The sequence below is a fragment of the Lutibacter sp. Hel_I_33_5 genome (assembly GCF_007827455.1).
Classification (GTDB): domain Bacteria; phylum Bacteroidota; class Bacteroidia; order Flavobacteriales; family Flavobacteriaceae; genus Polaribacter.
Map to the genome: position 1 here is coordinate 2,905,403 of NZ_VISM01000001.1, position 21,091 is coordinate 2,926,493.

Genomic DNA, 21,091 nt, shown 5'->3' on the forward strand with positions numbered 1-21,091 from the left:
TATGAAATTTAATATTGCAGTAATCCCGGGAGATGGTATAGGACCAGAAGTAACAGCTCAAGCAAAAAAAGCGTTACAAGCTATTGGAGATCAGTATGATCATACTTTTATCTTCAAAGAAGCATTAATGGGTGCAATAGCAATTGATAAAACTGGGAATCCTTTACCTGATGAAACTATAGAGATTTGTAAAAATTCTGATGCGGTTTTATTTGGAGCAATAGGAGATCCAAAATATGATAATGATCCAGCAGCTAAAATTCGTCCAGAGCAAGGTTTACTTAAACTTCGTAAAGAATTAGGGTTATTCTGTAATGTTAGACCCGTAAAAGCGTATGAAAAGCTGTTAAAAAACTCTCCTTTAAAAGAAGAAGTGATTAAAGGAACAGATATTGTCATTTATAGAGAATTAACTGGAGGTATATACTTTGGTGAGAAAAAACTAAGTGAAGACGGTAAAAAAGCTTTTGATGGTTGTGTGTATTCAACAGAAGAAATTGAAAGAATTACTCATGTTGCATTTAAAGCTGCACAAAATAGAAAGAAAAAACTTACACTTGTAGATAAAGCTAATGTCTTAGAGACTTCTAGATTGTGGAGGAAAACAGTTACGGAAATCGCAAAAGAATATAAAGATGTAACGTTAGAATTTTTATTTGTTGATAATGCAGCAATGCAAATTATTCTAAACCCTAAACAGTTTGATGTAATTTTAACCGAGAATCTTTTTGGTGATATTATTTCTGATGAAGCAAGTGTTATAGGTGGATCTATAGGTTTATTAGCTTCAGCATCAATAGGGACAGAAAATGCTTTATTTGAACCCATTCATGGTTCTTTTCCGCAAGCAAAAGGAAAAGATATTGCAAATCCATTAGCATCAATTCTATCTGCGGCTATGTTATTAGAGCATTTAGGATTAGATGAAGAAGCTGATGCTATTGAAAGGGGAGTACAAAAATCGCTAAACCTAGGTATTACTACAGAAGATATAAAAGGAAAGAATTCTTATTCAGCTACAACATCTAAAGTTGGGCACTTTATTGCAGATTATATTCAAAATCAGGATGATAGTAATCTAAATTTCCAGAACATTCACATGGGGCAGAGTACTATTATTTAAGTAAAACTGACTTTCTTTATTGGTATTTTGAAATATTCTCAGTAAAATTGATTTTTCATTGAAAAATATTAATCATTTTGTCTTAAATCAATGAAAATAACTCAATAAAATGGTTGATTTCGATGTTTTTTTTAAATTATTTTCAATGAACTGTCATTTTTATGTCATTCGTAAATTATTCACATCATTTTATTGATATCATATTTTATTAATGTTCGTTTAAATTGATTTTATCAAATTTTAATTTTTACCCTATTTTTTTTGACACTCACTTCGTTTTCGAAATCGTTTTCGTAACGCTTAAGGCTTGCTGTTGTTTGGATTGAAAGACTTTTGTGTAGTAGTTTTGCTGCATATAAAAATTAAAAAACAAATCAATTATGTCAATTAAAAAAACACTTACATTATTACTTTTATCAACATTCAGTTTTACTGTATTAGCACAGGAAGAAAAAGAAGAAAAGGGTACTTTTTCACTTAGCGGTACTGTAGATACTTATTACAGTAGTAACTTTTCAAAAAACTCATTAGGTTCAGTTGGCGTATTAACGGATGTTCCAGCAAATGGTTTCGGATTAGGAATGGTAAATACTATTTTTTCTTATGAAAAAGGAAAAGCTGGTATTGTTGCAGATTTAGCGTACGGTCCAAGAGCAAATGCAGCAAATGCTTATACTGGTGCAATCAATCAATTATATGCGTATTATAAAGCTTCAGAAAGTGTTACAATAACTTTAGGACAATTTAATACGTTTTTAGGGTACGAAGTGATTTCCCCAACTGGAAACTTTAATTACTCAGTATCATATTTATTTAATGCTGGGCCATTTTCACATACTGGTATTAAATTAGATTATGCTTCTTCAGAAGATTTATCATTTATGTTTGCGTTTACAAATCCACATGCAATTACTGCAGGAGCAAACCCAACAGATGATTATCAATTAGGATTTCAAACAGGATATAAAGGTCAATACTTAAACTTAGTATATGGTGCAGTTGCACAGGGTGGACCAACAGATGTATTTTTTATTGATTATACTGGTGGATTTGATTTAACAGATACATTTTATTTCGGAATCAATGCTGCATACTCAAATTCTAGTAAAGCAGATGCAGGTTACCAAGGTTTAGCTTTATATTTACAGAACAAATTTTCAGAGAAATTTTCGTTAGGTTTAAGACCTGAGTTTTATACAACTACTTCTGGTGCTGGAGATGCAAATCAATCAGCTTTTACTTTAACAGGTAGTACAACATTAACAGATAGCTTGTCATTACTTACTGAGGTAAGATATGATACTTCTAATGATGTTACTTTCTTTGGGAAAAACAATGTTACTGGAGCAACGATAGCTGCGGTTTACAAATTTTAATAACATTTAAATTTTTATACCATGAAAAAAATTGAAGCAATTATTAGAAAATCAAAATTCAGTGCCGTTAAAGACGCATTGCACAAAGTAGGAGTGAATTTCTTCTCTTATTGGGATGTAACAGGTTTAGGCAATGAAAAAGAAGGGCATGTTTATAGAGGTGTTTCTTTTAGTACAAGTGATATTCAACGTAGGCATATAGCTATTGTAGTAAATGACGATTTTGAAGATATAGCTATTGATGCTATTATTAATTCGGCAGCAACTGGAGAAGTAGGAGATGGTAAAATCTTTGTTTCTGATATTAAAGATAGTTACCGTATTAGAACTGGCGAAAAAGGAGGAGATACATTAAATTAATTTAACCAAAATACAACAACACACACATGGAAATATTTACAACAAATAATGTATGGATGATGATCTGTACAGCCTTAGTTTTCTTTATGCATACAGGATTTGCATTTTTAGAAATAGGTTTAACAAGACAGAAAAACACAATAAATATTTTATTCAAAAACATATTTATTATCACCGTTGGATTGTTATTATATTACTTAATTGGATTTAATTTAATGTATCCTGGAGAATTTAATGGATTTATAGGTTCAATTGTTCCAGGAATTACACCACCAGAAAATGGTATGACACCTGAATATGCAGACGGAGGTTATACATGGTGGACAGATTTCTTATTTCAAGGGATGTTTGCAGCAACAGCAGCTACGATAGTTTCTGGAGCAGTAGCAGAACGTATGAAAATAGGTCCTTTTATGATTTTTACAGTTATTTATGTAGGTTTAATTTATCCAATTGCAGGTTCTTGGAAATGGGGTGGAGGATTCTTAGACGGGTTAGGTTTTTATGATTTTGCTGGTTCAACATTAGTACATTCAGTTGGTGGATGGGCTGCCTTAGTAGCAGTTTGGTTATTAGGTCCAAGAATTGGTAAATTTAAAGATGGAGTTTCAAAAGCTATTCCTGGACATAACATACCCTTAGCAACTGCTGGTGTTTTAATACTATGGTTAGGTTGGTTTGGATTTAATGGAGGCTCTGTACTTTCTGCTGATCCAACATTAACATCATTAACATTAGTAACAACATGTTTAGCAGCAGCAGCAGGTGGTGTTATAGCAGCATTAGTATCATTTATTAAATATAAGAACCTTGATTTAACCATGTTTTTAAATGGTATTTTAGGTGGTTTAGTTGGTATTACAGCTGGAGCAGATGTTATGACTCCAGAAAGCGCTATTATTATTGGAGGTATTGCAGGAGCAATTATTGTATTTGCAGTATCATTAATTGATAAATTAAGATTAGATGACCCAGTAGGTGCTATCGCAGTGCACTTAGTATGTGGTATTTGGGGTACTTTAGCTGTAGGTATATTTTCTACAAACCCAGAGCATACTTTTATAGCTCAATTAACTGGTGTAGCTTGTTATGCAGCTTTTTGTATAGTTACATCTTTCTTAATATTTTTTATACTTAAGAAAACTGTTGGAATTAGAGTTTCAGAAAAAGAAGAATTACAAGGTTTAGATAAGCATGAGCATGGAATGAATGCATACCCAGATTTTAGATTAAATGAGCATTAAAAGAATAGAAGAAGAATAGAATTGTTAGTTAATTGTTTTTTAAAAAAGTCTATAAAATTTATTTTATAGGCTTTTTTTTATTTACCCAGTTTATTAAATTATCATTTAAATTGGATTTAATTATCATTATTTAATTTTTTATATAGGTATTTTATTTTCATTATAAAAATCACATCATAAAAGCCAAAACACCTAATTATATTCAATAAAATAAGTAATTTAGCTGACTTAATTGAAGAATAATAATGGAGAAACAAGGACTTTATTTACCTGAATTTGAACATGAGAATTGTGGAGCTGGATTTATTTGTAATCTTAAAGGAGAGAAAACAAATCAAATTATTCATGATGCATTAGAGATTTTAGTAAAACTAGAACATAGAGGTGGTGTTAGTGCAGATGGAAAAACTGGTGATGGAGCTGGATTATTAATTGATATTCCTCATACATACTTTAAAAGAGTTTGTAATTTTGATATACCAGAGCAAAGAGATTATGCAGTAGGCTCGGTTTTCTTACCGAAAAACAAAAATCAATATAAATTCTGTAGAGATACTTTTGAAACAGAAATCAATAATCAAGGATTAAAAGTTCTTGGTTGGAGAGAAGTACCAGTTGATAACTCTAATTTAGGAGAAATTGCTTTAGCTTCAGAACCAAATATCGAACAACTCTTTATTGGAAAAACAGAAGAAATAACTGAAGCTGTTTTTAAAGCAAAACTATATGCTGCTCGTAAAATTACAGAGCATATTATTTCTGGGTCTAAAATGTCTCAGGTTTCTTATTTTTATGTGTCTAGTTTATCTACAACAACTTTAATTTATAAAGGGATTATAAGACCAGAAGATATTGGTCCTTTTTTTAAAGATCTTCAAGAAAGAGATTTAGTTACTCGTTTGGCATTAGTACATCAACGTTTTTCTACAAATACAATGCCTACTTGGGAGCTAGCGCAACCATTTAGATTTATGTGTCAGAATGGAGAAATTAACACGTTAAGAGGTAATGTTTCTAGAATGCGTGTGCGTGAAGAAATCATGAAAAGTGATGTTTTCGGACCACAAATCGATAAATTATTCCCAATTATTTTACCAGGAAAATCAGATTCAGCTTCTATGGATATGGTGGTAGAATTATTAACGCATACAGGTAGGTCGTTACCTGAAGTGATGATGATGATGATTCCTGAAGCTTGGGAAAAGCACAAAACAATGTCACCAGAACGTAAAGCTTTTTACGAATACAACGCGTGTATTATGGAGCCTTGGGATGGGCCAGCTTCTGTACCGTTTACAGATGGTGATTATATTGGTGCTTTATTAGATAGAAATGGTTTAAGACCTTCTAGATATACCGTTGCTAAAAGCGGAAAATTAATTATGTCTTCAGAAATTGGTGTGGTAGAAGTTGCGCCAGAAGACGTAGAAAGTCACGGTAGATTAGAACCAGGAAAAATGTTCTTGGTGGATATGAACGAAGGACGTATCATCAATGATGAAGAAATTAAAAGTAAGATTGTTTCAGAAAGACCATATCAAGAATGGTTAGATAAAACAAGATTGCATTTAAAAGATGTTCCTTATGAAGGAGAAACGTGTCCTATAGAAACCATCGATGTAAAAACTAGACAACGTTTATTTAACTATACGTTTGAAGATATTCAAGAAGTAATTACTCCAATGGCACAAGTTGGTAAAGAAGCTTTAGGATCTATGGGAATAGATACACCTTTAGCGGTTTTATCAGACAGACCACAGTTGATTTCAAACTACTTTAAGCAATTATTTGCACAAGTTACAAATCCACCATTGGATGGAATTCGTGAAGAAATTGTAACAGACATTAGTTTATCATTAGGAAAAGATAGAAACATTTTTAGCATTACAGAAAGACAGTGTAGAAAATTAAAAATTCAAAATCCTGTTATTTCTAATGCCGATTTAGAAAAAATTAGAAACATATCAATAGAAAGTTTTAAAGCAGAAACTATTGAAATGTTATATCCAAAAGCACAAGGTCTTAACGGATTAGAAGATGCTTTAGAAAATATTATCGTTCAGATTGAAAAAGCATTAGAGCGTAAAACAAATATTATTATTCTTTCGGATAGAGGTGTAAACAAAGAATTTGCTCCTATCCCTGCTTTATTAGCATGTTCTTTTGTAAATCATCAATTAAACCGTTTACGTAAGCGTTCTTATTTCGATATTATTATTGAATCTGCAGAACCGCGTGAACCACATCATTTCGCAACTTTATTTGGTTATGGCGCAAGTGCTATCAACCCATATATGGTGAATGAAATTATCAGAATGCAAGTTGCAGATGGTTTTATTACAGGAATGGATGAACAAAAAGCTGTTGATAATTTCAATAAAGCGATAGGAAAAGGGATTTTAAAAGTGATGAACAAAATTGGAATCTCAACGCTTCGTTCGTATAGAGGTTCTCAAATTTTTGAAATAGTTGGTTTCAACTCTCAATTTGTAGAAAAATACTTCCCATACACAGCTTCAAGAATTGAAGGTATTGGATTGTATGAAATTGAAAAAGAAATTGACCAGAGATACAAACAAGCGTATCCAGACAATCAGATTGATAAAAATTTAGGATTAAATATTGGAGGAGAATATAGATGGAGACGTAATGGTGAGCGACATATGTTTAATCCAACTACGGTTGCAAAATTACAGCAAGCTGTTCGTTTAAGTGATCAGAAAAGTTATGATGTATATGCTAAAGCGATCAATGAACAAGCTGAAAATTTAATGACCATTCGTGGTTTATTCGAGTTTGATAATTTTGACCCAATTCCTTTAGATGAAGTAGAACCTTGGACAGAAATTGTAAAACGTTTTAAAACGGGTGCCATGTCTTATGGATCTATTTCAAGAGAAGCACACGAAAATTTAGCGATTGCCATGAATAGAATTGGAGGAAAATCTAATTCTGGTGAAGGCGGAGAAGATAGAAAACGTTTTCAACCTGATGTAAATGGTGATAGTAGAAACTCTGCAATTAAGCAAGTGGCTTCAGGAAGATTTGGAGTGACTTCACATTACTTATCAAACGCAAAAGAGATTCAAATTAAAATGGCTCAAGGTGCAAAACCTGGAGAAGGCGGTCAATTACCTGGTGAAAAAGTATTACCATGGATTGCAGCTGCAAGAAATTCAACCCCTTTTGTAGGTTTGATTTCGCCACCACCACATCACGATATTTATTCCATTGAAGATTTAGCACAATTAATTTACGATTTGAAAAATGCGAATCGTGAAGCAAGAATTAATGTAAAATTAGTTTCAGAAGTTGGTGTAGGTACAATTGCCGCAGGTGTTGCAAAAGCAAAAGCAGATGTTGTATTAATTGCTGGTTATGATGGAGGAACAGGAGCATCACCTTTAACATCTTTAAAACATGCTGGTTTACCTTGGGAACTTGGTTTAGCCGAAGCACAACAAACGTTAGTATTAAATAACTTAAGAAGTAGAATTGTTGTAGAATGTGATGGCCAGTTAAAAACTGGACGTGATGTTGCAATTGCTACCTTATTAGGTGCAGAAGAATTTGGATTTGCAACAGCACCTTTAGTTGCTTCTGGTTGTATTATGATGCGTAAATGTCATTTAAATACATGTCCAGTAGGTATTGCAACTCAAGATAAAGAGTTACGTAAAAACTTTAAAGGAACACCAGAACACGTAATTAATTTCTTCTATTATATAGCCGAAGAATTAAGAGCAATTATGGCACAATTAGGATTCCGTACGATGGATGAAATGATTGGTCAGACTCATAAAATAAATGCAAATAAAGCAATCACACATTATAAAGCAAAAGGATTAGACTTATCATCAATCTTACATAGACCAGCGGTTTATAGCGAGATGGAAGTTAAGAATTCTGAAAAACAAGATCATGCTTTAGAAAATGTGATGGACTTTCAAATTTTGAAAGATTCGCATAGAGCATTATTCAGAAAAGAAAAAATGAATTTGAGTTACCCAATTAATAATACTGACAGAACTGTTGGTGCTATTGTAAGTAATGAAATTTCAAAAAAATATGGTCATTTAGGATTACCAGAAGATACTATTAATGTAAACTTCTCTGGTTCTGCAGGACAAAGTTTTGGAGCATTTGGAGCACATGGATTAACATTTACTCTAGAAGGAAATACTAATGATTATTTAGGAAAAGGTTTATCTGGAGCTAAATTAATTGTTAAGAAACCAGCTAAAGCAGACTTTATTGCCGAAAACAATATCATTGTTGGTAATGTATGTATGTTCGGAGCAGTTGATGGTCAAGCATACATCAACGGAATTGCAGGAGAGCGTTTTGCAGTAAGAAACTCTGGAGCAACAGCAGTTGTAGAAGGTGTTGGAGATCATTGCTGTGAATACATGACTGGAGGTAAAGTAGTTGTTCTTGGTAAAACAGGAAGAAATTTTGCAGCAGGTATGAGTGGCGGTATTGCGTATGTATATGATCCTGAAAATAAATTCACTAATGGTTTATGTAACACAGAGACTATTGAATTTGAAGATATTACAAAAGAGAATGCAGAAGAATTAAAAGCAATCATCAAAAAACATGTTTCTTACACCAAAAGTAATAGAGGAAAAGAAATTTTAGCAGATTGGGATAACAGCATTAATAATTTTGTTAGAGTGATGCCAACTGAATACAAACGAGCTTTAAAACGTTTAGAGACAGAAGAACAACAAGTAGAAGAATTAACAGCATAGAACGATGGGAAAAGTAACAGGTTTTAAAGAGTTCGAAAGAAAAGATGAAAAATACACGCCAGTAAAGGATCGTGTAAAAGATTATAAAGAATTTACTGTGCCTTTAAGTGATAAAGAAATCACAGAACAAGGTTCTCGTTGTATGGATTGTGGAATACCTTTTTGCCATAGTGGTTGTCCGCTTGGGAATTTAATTCCTGATTTTAACCATATGGTTCACCAAGGTGAATGGCAGAAGGCTTCGTGGGTATTACATGCTACTAATAATTTTCCTGAGTTTACAGGTCGTTTATGTCCCGCACCATGTGAACAAGCATGTGTACTAGGAATTATTGAAGATCCTGTTTCTATTGAAAATATTGAAAAAAATATAGTAGAACGTGCGTTTAAAGAAGGATGGATTAAGCCACAACCTCCAAAAGTTAGAACCGGAAAAACGATTGCTGTAGTGGGTTCTGGACCAGCAGGTTTAGCAACAGCACAGCAATTAAATAGAGCGGGGCATACCGTTACTGTTTTTGAACGTGATGATGCTATTGGTGGATTATTACGTTACGGAATTCCTAATTTCAAAATGGAAAAAGGAATCATTGACAGACGTATTGCAATTCTTGAAGCTGAAGGAATTACATTTAAAACCAATGTAAATGTTGGTGTAAATTATGATGTAAAAGATTTAAAAGCATTTGATGCGGTCGTTTTATGTGGAGGTGCTACCGAAAGAAGAAGTTTGCCAACACCTGGTATTGATGCAGATGGCGTAGTGCAAGCTATGGATTTCTTAACACAACAAACAAAAGTTGTTTTTGGTCAAAAAATTAAAGATCAAGTAATGGCAACTGATAAGGATGTGATTGTTATTGGTGGTGGAGATACTGGTTCAGATTGTATTGGAACATCGAATCGTCATGGAGCTAAATCAGTAGTAAATTTTGAGATAATGCCGAAGCCTCCTGGACATCGTTCAGCTACAACTCCTTGGCCTTTTTGGCCATTACAGTTAAAAACGTCTTCTTCACATAAAGAAGGTGTAGAGCGTAATTGGTTAATCAATACAAAAGAATTTATTAAAGATGAAGATGGAAAATTAACTGCTTTAAAAACGGTTAATGTTGAGTGGGAAATGATTCCTGGTGAAAGACCAAAATTAATAGAAATTGAAGGAACTGAAAAAACTTGGCCATGTGATTTAGCATTGTTAGCTCTAGGTTTTACAGGACCAGAAAGTACATTAGCAGATAAATTAGGATTAGAAAAAGATGGACGTTCTAATTACAAAGCGACATACGGAAAATATCAAACCAATGTTCCTAATATTTTTGCAGCAGGAGATATGCGTAGAGGACAATCGTTAATTGTTTGGGCTATTTCTGAAGGTAGAGAAGCTGCACGTCAAGTAGATATTTATTTAATGGGTAAATCTGATTTACCTTCTAAAAATGCTACTGGAGATTTGGTTGCTTTATAATTTTTATCGATGAAAGTGATTCGCATTAAAAATAAATTTTCATATTTGCACTTTATATGTATAAACAAGTATTAAATATCATTTTAGTTTCTGTCATTGTAATTCCATTACAACGATAGGAAGTCTATATTTAATATTTTATAAATATTTAAAAGCTTCCATAATTTGGAAGCTTTTTTTTATGTCTATAGATATCATATACTGAATATGTTAAAATATTGAAAATTAGGATTTTAAATGATTTTTAGGATTGGTGAAAATCATCAATAAAATAAAAAAAGAATAAAAAAATATAGAGAATAAAATACTTTCGATACTTGAAAAAGTATATAACACAACAGAATAGATAATGACTTTAAATAAACACAGTAGAAGATTAACTCAAGATGAGTCTCAGCCAGCATCACAAGCCATGTTATATGCAGTTGGTTTGACTGATGAAGATATGCAAAAAGCACAAGTTGGTATTGCAAGTACAGGGTACGATGGTAACCCTTGTAATATGCATTTAAACAATTTGGCTGGAGAAGTAAAAGTTGAGTGTAAAATTGCTGGTTTAGTTGGTTTAGGATTTAATACGATTGGTGTTTCTGATGGAATTTCTATGGGGACGTCGGGTATGAATTACTCATTAGCATCAAGAGATATTATTGCAGATTCTATAGAAACAGTTATGAATGCACAAAGTTATGATGCATTGATTTCTGTGGTTGGTTGTGATAAAAATATGCCAGGAGCTGTAATTTCTATGTTGCGTTTAAATCGTCCATCAATTATGATGTATGGTGGTACAATTGCTTCTGGAAATTATAAAGGAAGAAAATTAAATATTGTTTCTGCATTTGAAGCTTTAGGGCAAAAAGTTGCTGGAGAAATTGAAGAAGAAGAATATAGGGAAATTATAAAAAGAGCCATTCCTGGTGCTGGAGCATGTGGAGGAATGTATACCGCAAATACAATGGCGTCTGCTATTGAATGTATGGGGTTTGCTTTGCCGTATAATTCATCAATCCCAGCAGAAAATCCAAATAAATTATCGGAAGCAGAAAGAACGGCTTTGGCGATTAAAAATTTATTAGAATTAGATTTAAAGCCATTAGATATTATTTCTAAAAAATCAATTGAAAATGCGATTGCTTTGGTAAATGCATTAGGTGGATCAACCAATGCAGTATTACACTTTTTGGCGATTGCTCATGCAGCTGATATCGATTTTACTTTAGAAGATTTTCAAAAAGTAAGTGATAGAACTCCGTTAATTGCTGATTTAAAACCATCAGGAAAATACTTAATGGAAGACGTTCATGGTATTGGTGGTACGCCAGCAATTATGAAATATTTATTAGACAATGGATATTTACATGGAGAATGTTTAACGGTTACAGGGAAAACATTGGCTGAGAATTTAGCAGATGTAAAAGCGATGGAATTTGATGAGCAAGATGTTATTTATCCAAAAGATAAAGCATTAAAAACATCAGGAAACATCCAGATATTATATGGAAACTTAGCTTCGGAAGGAGCAGTTGCAAAAATCTCTGGAAACGAAGGGTTGTTATTTGAAGGGAAAGCAGTTGTATACGATGGTGAACAAGCTGCAAATACAGGTATTTCGAATGGAGAAGTCGAACGAGGAGATGTCGTCGTTATTCGTTATGTAGGTCCAAAAGGAGGTCCAGGAATGCCAGAAATGTTAAAACCAACTTCGTTAATTATGGGAGCAGGTTTAGGAAAATCGGTAGCATTAATTACCGATGGTCGTTTTTCTGGTGGAACACACGGATTTGTTGTGGGTCACATAACGCCAGAAGCACAATCGGGAGGAACAATCGGATTGTTGAAAACTGGAGATAAAATTAAAATTAGTGCTGAAGATAATTCAATTAATGTATTGCTTTCTGATGAAGAATTAGCAGAAAGAAAAGCAAATTGGGTTGAACCAGCATTAAAACACAAAAAAGGAATATTATATAAATATGCAAAAACTGTTGCATCAGCATCTAAAGGATGTGTAACAGACGCATTTTAAAATAAGAGAAAAGAACAAAGAGTTAAGAATCAAGAAAATGAGAATAAAAATATCTCTATTCTTTTTTCTCTTTTCTTTCATCTAAAAAGAAAAAAATATGGAAACACAAACCATAAAAAGTCAAAATAAAACATCAAAAACTACAGAACGTATTTCTGGTAGTGAGGCAATTGTTAGATCCTTAATTGAAGAAGGAGTAGATATTCTTTACGGATATCCTGGAGGAGCAATTATGCCAGTTTATGATGAATTATATAAGTATCAAGATAAAATTCATCACGTTTTAACACGTCATGAACAAGGAGCAACGCATTCTGCGCAAGGATATGCTAGAATTTCTAATAAAGTTGGTGTAGCAATTGCTACTTCTGGACCAGGAGCAACCAATTTAATTACGGGTATTGCAGATGCGCAAATAGATTCTACACCAATGGTGTGTATCACTGGGCAAGTACCTTCTCATTTATTAGGGAGTGATGCGTTTCAAGAAACAGATATTGTTGGAATTTCAACACCAGTAACAAAATGGAACTGTCAAGTAACAAAAGCATCTCAAATTCCAGAAGCAATTGCGAAAGCATTTTATATTGCTAAAAGTGGAAGACCAGGACCAGTTTTGGTTGATATTACCAAAGATGCTCAATTTGAAGAGTTTGATTTTTCGTATGAAAAATGTACAAAAGTTAGAAGCTATAATCCTGTTCCAAAAACTGATATTAATTCAGTTGAAGCTGCGGCAAAATTAATTAATGAAGCTAAAAAGCCATTAATTGTTTGGGGGCAAGGAGTTATTTTAAGTGAGGCAGAAGAGCAATTAAAAGCAGTTGTAGAAAAAGCAGGAATACCTGCTGCTTGGACTATTTTAGGAGCATCTGCAATTCCAACTTCACATCCATTAAATGTTGGTATGGTTGGTATGCATGGTAATTATGCGCCAAATATCTTAACCAACGAATGTGATGTGTTAATTGCGATCGGAATGCGATTTGATGATCGAGTTACTGGAAGTTTAAATACGTATGCTAAGCAAGCAAAAGTAATTCACTTTGAAATTGATCCAGCAGAAATTGATAAAAACGTAAAAACGGATGTTGCTGTTTTAGGTGATGCAAAAGTAAGTTTAGATTCTTTGTTGCCTTTATTAGATGAGAAGACTCATGCTGATTGGCATCAGAAGTTTAAAGATTTATATGCAATTGAATACGAAAAAGTAATCAAAAACGATTTATATCCTTCCAAAGAAGGCTTAACAATGGGTGAGGTTTTGAAAGAAATCAACATTCAAAGTAAAGGTGAAGCAGCAATTGTAACTGATGTAGGTCAGCACCAAATGGTAGCTTGTAGATATGCAGATTTTAATGTTACAAAAAGTAATATTACTTCTGGTGGATTAGGAACTATGGGCTTTGGTTTACCAGCTGCAATTGGCGCAAAAATGGCAGCTCCAGAACGTGAAGTTGTATCTATATCTGGTGATGGTGGTTATCAAATGACGATTCAAGAATTAGGAACAATTTTTCAGCAAAAAGCCGCTGTAAAAGTGGTAGTTTTAAATAATGATTTTTTAGGAATGGTACGTCAATGGCAGCAGTTATTTTTTGACAAGCGTTACGCATCAACAGAAATGGTAAACCCAAATTTTGTAAAAATTGCTGAAGGATATTATATAAAAGCAAGAAAAGTAACAAAACGTGAAGAATTAGCAGATGCTGTTGCAGAAATGATGCAGAGTAAAGAAGCTTATTTTTTAGAAGTTTGTGTAGAAAAAGAAGATAATGTATTTCCAATGATTCCTTCTGGTGCAAGTGTTTCAGATATAAGATTAGAATAAAATGAGTACAGAAAAACAACTATTCGCAGTATCGATTTATACTGAAAATAATATTGGATTGTTGAATCGAATTTCAGCAATTTTTCAAAGAAGACATATTAATATTGAAAGTTTAAATACATCACCATCAGAAATTGAAGGCGTATCTAAATTTATTATTGTTATCAATATGACTGAAGATAATGTTAAGAAAATTATCGGTCAGATAGAAAAGCAAATTGAAGTAATTAAAGCGTATTATCATGATATTGAGGATACAATTTATCAGATTTCAGGTTTGTTTAAAATTAAATCTGAATTATTGTTTGAAGAACGTCAGATTCAGAATATCATCAAAGAAAGTAATGCTAGAATTGTTACTGTAAATAAAGAGTTTTTTGTTCTTGAAAAATCAGGAAAAAAAGATGAAATCGTAGCATTATATAATCAATTAAACGTTTTTGGTATTATGCAATACACACGTTCTGGATTGATTGCAGTGACCAAAGAAGAAATGAAAATATCAACAATGTTAGAAACATTCAACAACTAAATAAATAAAAATGTCAAATTATTTTAATACGTTATCGTTAGGACAAAAATTAGATCAATTATCTAAATGTCGTTTTATGGACTCTTCAGAATTTGAAGATGGAGTAAATGCTTTAAAGGGAAAGAAAATTGTAATCGTTGGTTGTGGAGCTCAAGGGCTTAATCAAGGTTTAAATATGAGAGATTCTGGTTTAGATATTTCTTATACGTTAAGACAAGTTGCTATTGATCAGCAAAGAGAATCTTACAAAAATGCAACGTCAAATGGTTTTGCAGTGGGAACGTATGATGAGTTAATTCCTTCGGCAGATTTAGTTTTAAATTTAACGCCAGATAAGCAACATACAAATGTTGTAAATGCAGTAATGCCTTTAATGAAAAAAGGAGCAACATTATCGTATTCTCATGGATTTAATATTGTTGAAGAAGGGATGCAAATTCGTGAAGATTTAACAGTAATTATGGTCGCTCCAAAATCACCAGGATCAGAAGTTAGAGAAGAGTATAAAAGAGGTTTTGGTGTACCTACATTAATTGCTGTTCATGAAGAAAATAATCCAGAAGGAAAAGGTTGGGCGCAAGCAAAAGCATATGCAGTAGGAACAGGTGGAGATAGAGCAGGAGTGTTAGCTTCTTCTTTTGTTGCTGAGGTAAAATCAGATTTAATGGGTGAGCAAACAATTCTATGTGGATTGTTACAAACAGGTTCTATCTTAAGTTTTGATAAAATGGTAGAAAAAGGAATCGACCCTGGTTATGCTTCAAAATTAATTCAATATGGATGGGAAACTATCACAGAAGGATTAAAATATGGAGGTGTAACTAATATGATGGATCGTCTTTCTAATGTTGCAAAAATTAAAGCATTTGAATTATCAGAAGAATTAAAAGATATCATGAGACCGTTGTTTCAAAAACATATGGCAGATATTATGGAAGGACGTTTTTCTGAAGGAATGATGGCAGATTGGGCTAATGATGATAAAAACTTATTATCATGGAGAGCTGCAACAGGTGAAACTGCTTTTGAAAAAACGCCAGCTGGAGATGTAGAAATTTCTGAGCAAGAGTTTTACGATAATGGAGTATTAATGGTTGCAATGGTAAGAGCGGGTGTTGAATTAGCTTTTGAAGCGATGACCGAATCTGGTATTATTGATGAGTCTGCTTATTACGAATCGTTACACGAAACTCCGTTAATAGCAAATACAATTGCACGTAAAAAATTATTCGAAATGAATCGTGTAATTTCTGATACTGCAGAATATGGCTGTTATTTATTTGATCATGCTTGTAAGCCTTTATTAGCAGATTTTATGAAAACAATTGATACTGATGTTATCGGAAAACCATATGCGACTGATAACGGGCAAGGAGTAGATAATGCAAAATTAATTGAAGTAAATGCTGCGTTAAGAAATCATCCAGTAGAAAAAATTGGAACTTTCTTAAGAGCGTCTATGACTTCTATGAAAGCAATCGTTTAAGGAATACTATAGAGGAAAGAAATTTCTTATTTAGATATATAAACACCCGATACTATTTTTTAGTGTCGGTTGTTGTGTTTTTATATAGTTGTATTTACTGTTTTACTGATATTTTTGATGTAATTTTATACTATTAAAATTGAATAATTAATGAACATACCAGAAATATATAAAATCAAAGAACAAATTCAACAAGATACTTATTTAGTAAATGGAGAATTAAAAAAATGGAAAGGCGAAACTGCAGATGTTTTTTCTACAATTTCATCAACTAAAGAATACAAGCCAACATTATTAGGAACTGTTCCAAATTTGCAAAAAGAAGAAGCGTTAGAAGCATTGGATGCTGCTTATAATGCGTATGATAAAGGAAAAGGATTATGGCCAACGATGAAGGTTATAGACCGTATAGCCTGCATGGAAAAGTTTGCTGTGCAAATGAAAACCAAAAGAGACGAAGTTGTAAAATTATTGATGTGGGAAATTGGTAAAGACTTAAACTCTTCAAGAAAAGAATTTGACAGAACTATAGATTATATCTACGATACTATTGAAGAATATAAAAAGATTGATAGAGATAGTGCTAAGTTTGAAAAACATAGTGGAGTTTATGCACATATAAGACGTGGACCTTTAGGAGTAGTCTTGTGTTTAGGACCTTATAATTACCCTTTAAATGAAACTTTTGCGTTGTTGATTCCAGCTTTAATCATGGGAAATACTACAGTTTTTAAACCAGCAAAATATGGGGTCCTACTATTAAGCCCACTTTTAGAAGCATTTCAAAATAGTTTTCCAGCTGGTGTAGTAAATATTATATATGGTAGAGGTAGAGTATTGGTAACCCCAATTATGGAAACAGGTAAGATTGATGTATTAGCATTAATTGGGAATAGTAAATCTGCAAATGCAATTCAGTCAAATCATCCAAAGAAAAATAGATTACGATTGGTTTTTGGATTAGAAGCAAAAAACCCAGCAATTGTTTTACCAGATGCAGATTTAGATTTAACTATAAAAGAATGTATAGCTGGAGCTACTTCTTTTAATGGGCAACGATGTACAGCGTTAAAAATATTGTATGTTCATGAGTCGATTGTGGATGAATTTAATAAACGCTTTTCTAAAGCTGTAGATGCTTTAAAATTTGGAAATCCATGGGAAGAAAATGTGAGCTTAACACCATTACCAGAAACTGATAAACCAGATTATATTCAAGGTTTGATCGATGATGCTACAAAAAATGGAGCTAATATTATAAATGATAAAGGCGGAGAAAGAACAGATAATTATATTTTTCCAGCTGTTTTATTTCCTGTTACAAAAGAAATGCGAGTATTTCATAAAGAGCAATTTGGTCCAGTAATTCCAATTGTTTCATTTAATGATATAGATCAACCTTTGGATGATGTTTCAGAATCTAATTACGGACAACAAATAAGCCTTTTCGGAAAAGATGTAAACACACTTTCATCACTAATTGATGCTTTGGTAAATCAAGTTTGTAGAGTTAATTTGAATAGTTCATGTCAGCGCGGGCCAGATATTTATCCATTTACTGGAAGAAAAGATTCTGCGGTTGCTACCTTAAGTGTTCATGATGCATTACGTTCTTTTTCTATTAGAACTTTTGTTGCATCTAAAGACAATGAATATAATAATGCAATTTTAGAAGAATTATTAGAAAAAAAAGCATCTAATTTTATAAATACAGAATATATTTTGTAAAATATTAATAAGTACTGATATCTTATTTAAACTATTGAAAACAAAAGGGTTTGTTCTCAATTTTGATGAATACAAGAAAATATTATTACTATATTAAATGTTAAAAATTTGCGAAAAAAAAAATAATAGCTATATTGACAGATAATTTAACAATTCAAATATTCAAATAATTTACATTATGAAGACAAAAAAACATTTTAGAGTGCCCTTTTTAACCTGGATACTCTTGTTATCTGTAAGCTTTGTATTTGCGCAAAGTACAGTGACAGGATCTGTTTCTGACGATTCTGGTCCTTTACCAGGAGTAAACATAATTATAGAAGGAACTTCAACTGGTACAAGTACTGATTTTAATGGTAACTTTAAGTTAAAATCTAACGAAAGTTTTCCATGGACACTAGTATTTAGTTATACTGGGTATGAGTCTAAAAGTATCGTCGTAAATAATGCTTCTCAAACATTGAATGTGGTTTTAGAAGGAGGTTCTGTTTTAGATGAAGTTGTAGTATCAGCATCTAGAAGAAGACAAAAAGTACAAGAAGCACCAGCTTCTGTAAGTTTACTTACTTCTAAAGATTTAGAGAATTCAGCATCAGCAGTTGATCCTGTTCGTCAATTAATAAATACACCTGGAGTTCAAATACAACAACAATCAGCAAATTCTTTAAATATTGAAATGAGAGCTGGTTCAGGAGTTTTTGGTACTTCAACTTTTCCAATATTAGATTATCGTTATTTAGTAACACCTTCTGCAGGTCTCTTTTTAAGTTACCAAACAGGTATGTCTAATATCGATATTGATAAAATAGAGGTAGTTAGAGGTGCAGCTTCAGCTTTGTATGGACCAGGTGTTACATCTGGGGTAGTCCACTTCTTATCTAAAAGTGCTATTGATAAACCTGGTACAACGGTAGAATTTGTTAGTGGTACTTTAAGTACTTATGGTACAACATTAAGACATGCTACTGCTAGTAAAGATGAAAAGTTTGGTTTTAAAATCAATATGAGATATATGCAAGGTGACGATTTTGAATTAGATGCCGTAACAGATGCTGCATTTATAGCTGGTCAAAAAACAACTATATCTCAACCAGTAATTAAAGGCGGGAGAGTAGATCCTTCTCAAGCTGCTAAAACTTTACTCACTTTAGCTGATTTAGATGATAATGGTGATGGAAATCCTTTAGCAACTGAATATAGAAATTATTCTGCAAATATGCATTTTGAATTTAGACCAAACGAAAAAACAAATGCTGTAGTTTCTGCAGGTCTAGCAAATGGTAACGGATTATTCTTTAATTCACAAGGAGCAGGCTATACGCAAGGTAATGACTATTGGGCACAAGCTAGAATTCAAAGAGGTGGTTTATTTGCACAAGTATATTATAACTATAATGACGGAGGAGATGAAGAAAATCCAACTTTTTTATATGCATCAGGTTTAAGACAAATAGCTAAAAGATCTTCGATAGAAGCGCAATTACAATATAATTTTGATACACCTAATTTTTTAGACACAAACTTTACAGTGGGGGCAGATTATAGAAATTCAGCTTCAGATTCTGAAGGTACTTTATATGGTATAAATGAAGATGATGATCAATATGTGATTACTGGAATATATATGCAAGGAACTTCTAAATTGAGTGATAAGCTAGATTTAACCTATGCAGGTAGATATGATAAATATAATTTTATTAATGAAGGAGCATTTGCTCCTAGAGTTGCATTAGTATATAAAGCAGGTCCTAAAACTACTTTTAGAGCTTCTTATAATGTGGCTACTTTTGGACCATCCGCATTAGAGCAAAATATCGATTTTCCAGTATCAATTGTTGCTCCAGGTGTGTTAGATGTTTGGTTATCTGGGCAAAAAAATGCACAAACTTTTGTAGCTAACCCAACAATTGATTTATCTATTCCTGGTTTACCAGATTTACCATACGGAGCTACAAGTTTTCCTTTAGCTTACGTATATGGAGCTGTAGCTCAGCCTACTATAGCAGGGATAAATGCAGCATTAGCAGGTAACCCACTATTACCAGTTGTAAATAATTTCTTATCAACTTATGTGCCGTCTGGAAGTACTGGAACATTAGAAGGATATAACTTATTTAATGGAGAGGCTATGAATGAGCTTACACCAACATTACAATCTAGAATTGGAAAATTAAATTCTTTTGAAGTCGGCTATAAAGGTTTAATTGGCGATAAATTATCAGTAGGATTAGATGTCTATACGTATTCAAGAAAAGGTTTTACTCAATTTACTGCAGTAGCACCTACTTTTAGATTAACTGGTGCAAATTTTGCAAATGATTTATCAGCTAGAGTTGGTGCAGATTTTGCAGCAGACCCTAATGTTGTTGGAGCTATAACAGCAGGAGTATTAGCACAAGTACAAGGCGTATATGCTTCAAATGGTTGGCCTTTAGCTGGAATACCTGGAGTAGTGCCATCTGCTGCAGCTACAGCAGCTGCACAAACTCCAGGAGCTATTGCAACAGCTGCCGCTCAAGTAGGTGGAGCTTTTGCACAAGGAGGAGCTGGTTTTGCAAGTAATGTTGCACCATTGTTAAGTGTAATTGGAGCGGTTGAAACAAGTGGTGTGCCTCAAGGAGATGGCATAACGCATATTCCTGCTGGGTATAGAATTTTTGATAATGTAACTAGAAGTCATTTTGGTTCAGATTTAGCTTTAAAGTATTTTGCAAATGATAGCTGGACGCTATGGGGTAATGCTTCATGGGTGAGTCAAACAGAATGGATTCCAGGTCAATCGAATGATGATGGACTGCCTTTTTCTTCATATTTAAATTCTCCAAAATTTAAGTATAGAGTTGGAGCTCAATTTAATCAAGATAAATGGAGAGGTGGATTGGCTTTTCAACATGATGATGGTTTTAACTCTAATCAAGGATTATTTTCTGGTCCAGTACAAGAAAAGAATTTGGTAGATCTTAACGTTGGATATTCATTTAACAAAAAAATTAAATTAGATTTATCAGCAACAAATGTTTTTAATAATGAATATAGAGCTTTTCCAAATATGCCGGTTATCGGCAGAAGAGTTGTTCTAAGAACTACTGTAGATTTTTAATAAAAATATATTTGTAATAAAAAAAACCCTCAACTCTGAGGGTTTTTTTGTGTCTTAACA

12 protein-coding genes are annotated in these 21,091 nt (G+C 32.8%); all 12 read left to right on the forward strand.

Annotated features, from left to right (window positions below; all coding sequences use genetic code 11):
* The first annotated feature begins 1 nt into the window (after position 1).
* The 12 genes from leuB to OD91_RS12815 all read left to right on the forward strand — a co-directional run bounded on the left by leuB (position 2) and on the right by OD91_RS12815 (position 21,031).
* Positions 2-1,123 carry a 3-isopropylmalate dehydrogenase gene (gene leuB / locus OD91_RS12760; RefSeq protein WP_144896764.1) on the forward strand — a complete coding sequence of 374 codons (1,122 nt, stop codon included), beginning with the start codon at positions 2-4 and terminating at the stop codon, positions 1,121-1,123.
* Between the two features lie 380 nt (positions 1,124-1,503).
* Entirely contained in the window at positions 1,504-2,499 is a 996-nt protein-coding gene (locus tag OD91_RS12765; protein WP_255513260.1) for an outer membrane beta-barrel protein, read from the forward strand.
* Between the two features lie 21 nt (positions 2,500-2,520).
* The gene (locus OD91_RS12770; protein ID WP_144896765.1) at positions 2,521-2,859 is read left to right on the forward strand and encodes a P-II family nitrogen regulator; all 339 of its coding nucleotides are present in this window, start codon (positions 2,521-2,523) and stop codon (positions 2,857-2,859) included.
* Positions 2,860-2,885: 26 nt separating this feature from the next.
* The gene (locus OD91_RS12775) at positions 2,886-4,103 is read left to right on the forward strand and encodes an ammonium transporter (protein ID WP_144896766.1); all 1,218 of its coding nucleotides are present in this window, start codon (positions 2,886-2,888) and stop codon (positions 4,101-4,103) included.
* 245 nt (positions 4,104-4,348) lie between these two features.
* The gene (gene gltB, locus OD91_RS12780; RefSeq protein WP_144896767.1) at positions 4,349-8,857 is read left to right on the forward strand and encodes a glutamate synthase large subunit; all 4,509 of its coding nucleotides are present in this window, start codon (positions 4,349-4,351) and stop codon (positions 8,855-8,857) included.
* Positions 8,858-8,861: 4 nt separating this feature from the next.
* Positions 8,862-10,325: a glutamate synthase subunit beta gene (locus OD91_RS12785; protein WP_144896768.1), complete on the forward strand. Its 1,464-nt coding sequence runs from the start codon at positions 8,862-8,864 to the stop codon at positions 10,323-10,325.
* A gap of 349 nt (positions 10,326-10,674) precedes the next feature.
* On the forward strand, positions 10,675-12,354 hold the full coding sequence (ilvD, locus tag OD91_RS12790) for a dihydroxy-acid dehydratase (RefSeq protein ID WP_144896769.1): 1,680 nt from the start codon (positions 10,675-10,677) through the stop codon (positions 12,352-12,354).
* 97 nt (positions 12,355-12,451) lie between these two features.
* The gene (ilvB, locus tag OD91_RS12795) at positions 12,452-14,185 is read left to right on the forward strand and encodes a biosynthetic-type acetolactate synthase large subunit (RefSeq protein WP_144896770.1); all 1,734 of its coding nucleotides are present in this window, start codon (positions 12,452-12,454) and stop codon (positions 14,183-14,185) included.
* 1 nt (position 14,186) lies between these two features.
* The gene (gene ilvN, locus OD91_RS12800; RefSeq protein ID WP_144896771.1) at positions 14,187-14,717 is read left to right on the forward strand and encodes an acetolactate synthase small subunit; all 531 of its coding nucleotides are present in this window, start codon (positions 14,187-14,189) and stop codon (positions 14,715-14,717) included.
* Positions 14,718-14,727: 10 nt separating this feature from the next.
* Complete coding sequence (gene ilvC / locus OD91_RS12805; protein ID WP_144896772.1) at positions 14,728-16,203, forward strand: ketol-acid reductoisomerase; 1,476 nt, start codon at positions 14,728-14,730, stop codon at positions 16,201-16,203.
* A 150-nt stretch (positions 16,204-16,353) separates the two neighbouring features.
* Positions 16,354-17,931: an NADP-dependent glyceraldehyde-3-phosphate dehydrogenase gene (locus tag OD91_RS12810; protein ID WP_144896773.1), complete on the forward strand. Its 1,578-nt coding sequence runs from the start codon at positions 16,354-16,356 to the stop codon at positions 17,929-17,931.
* Between the two features lie 178 nt (positions 17,932-18,109).
* On the forward strand, positions 18,110-21,031 hold the full coding sequence (locus tag OD91_RS12815) for a TonB-dependent receptor domain-containing protein (RefSeq protein ID WP_144896774.1): 2,922 nt from the start codon (positions 18,110-18,112) through the stop codon (positions 21,029-21,031).
* Positions 21,032-21,091: the final 60 nt, after the last annotated feature.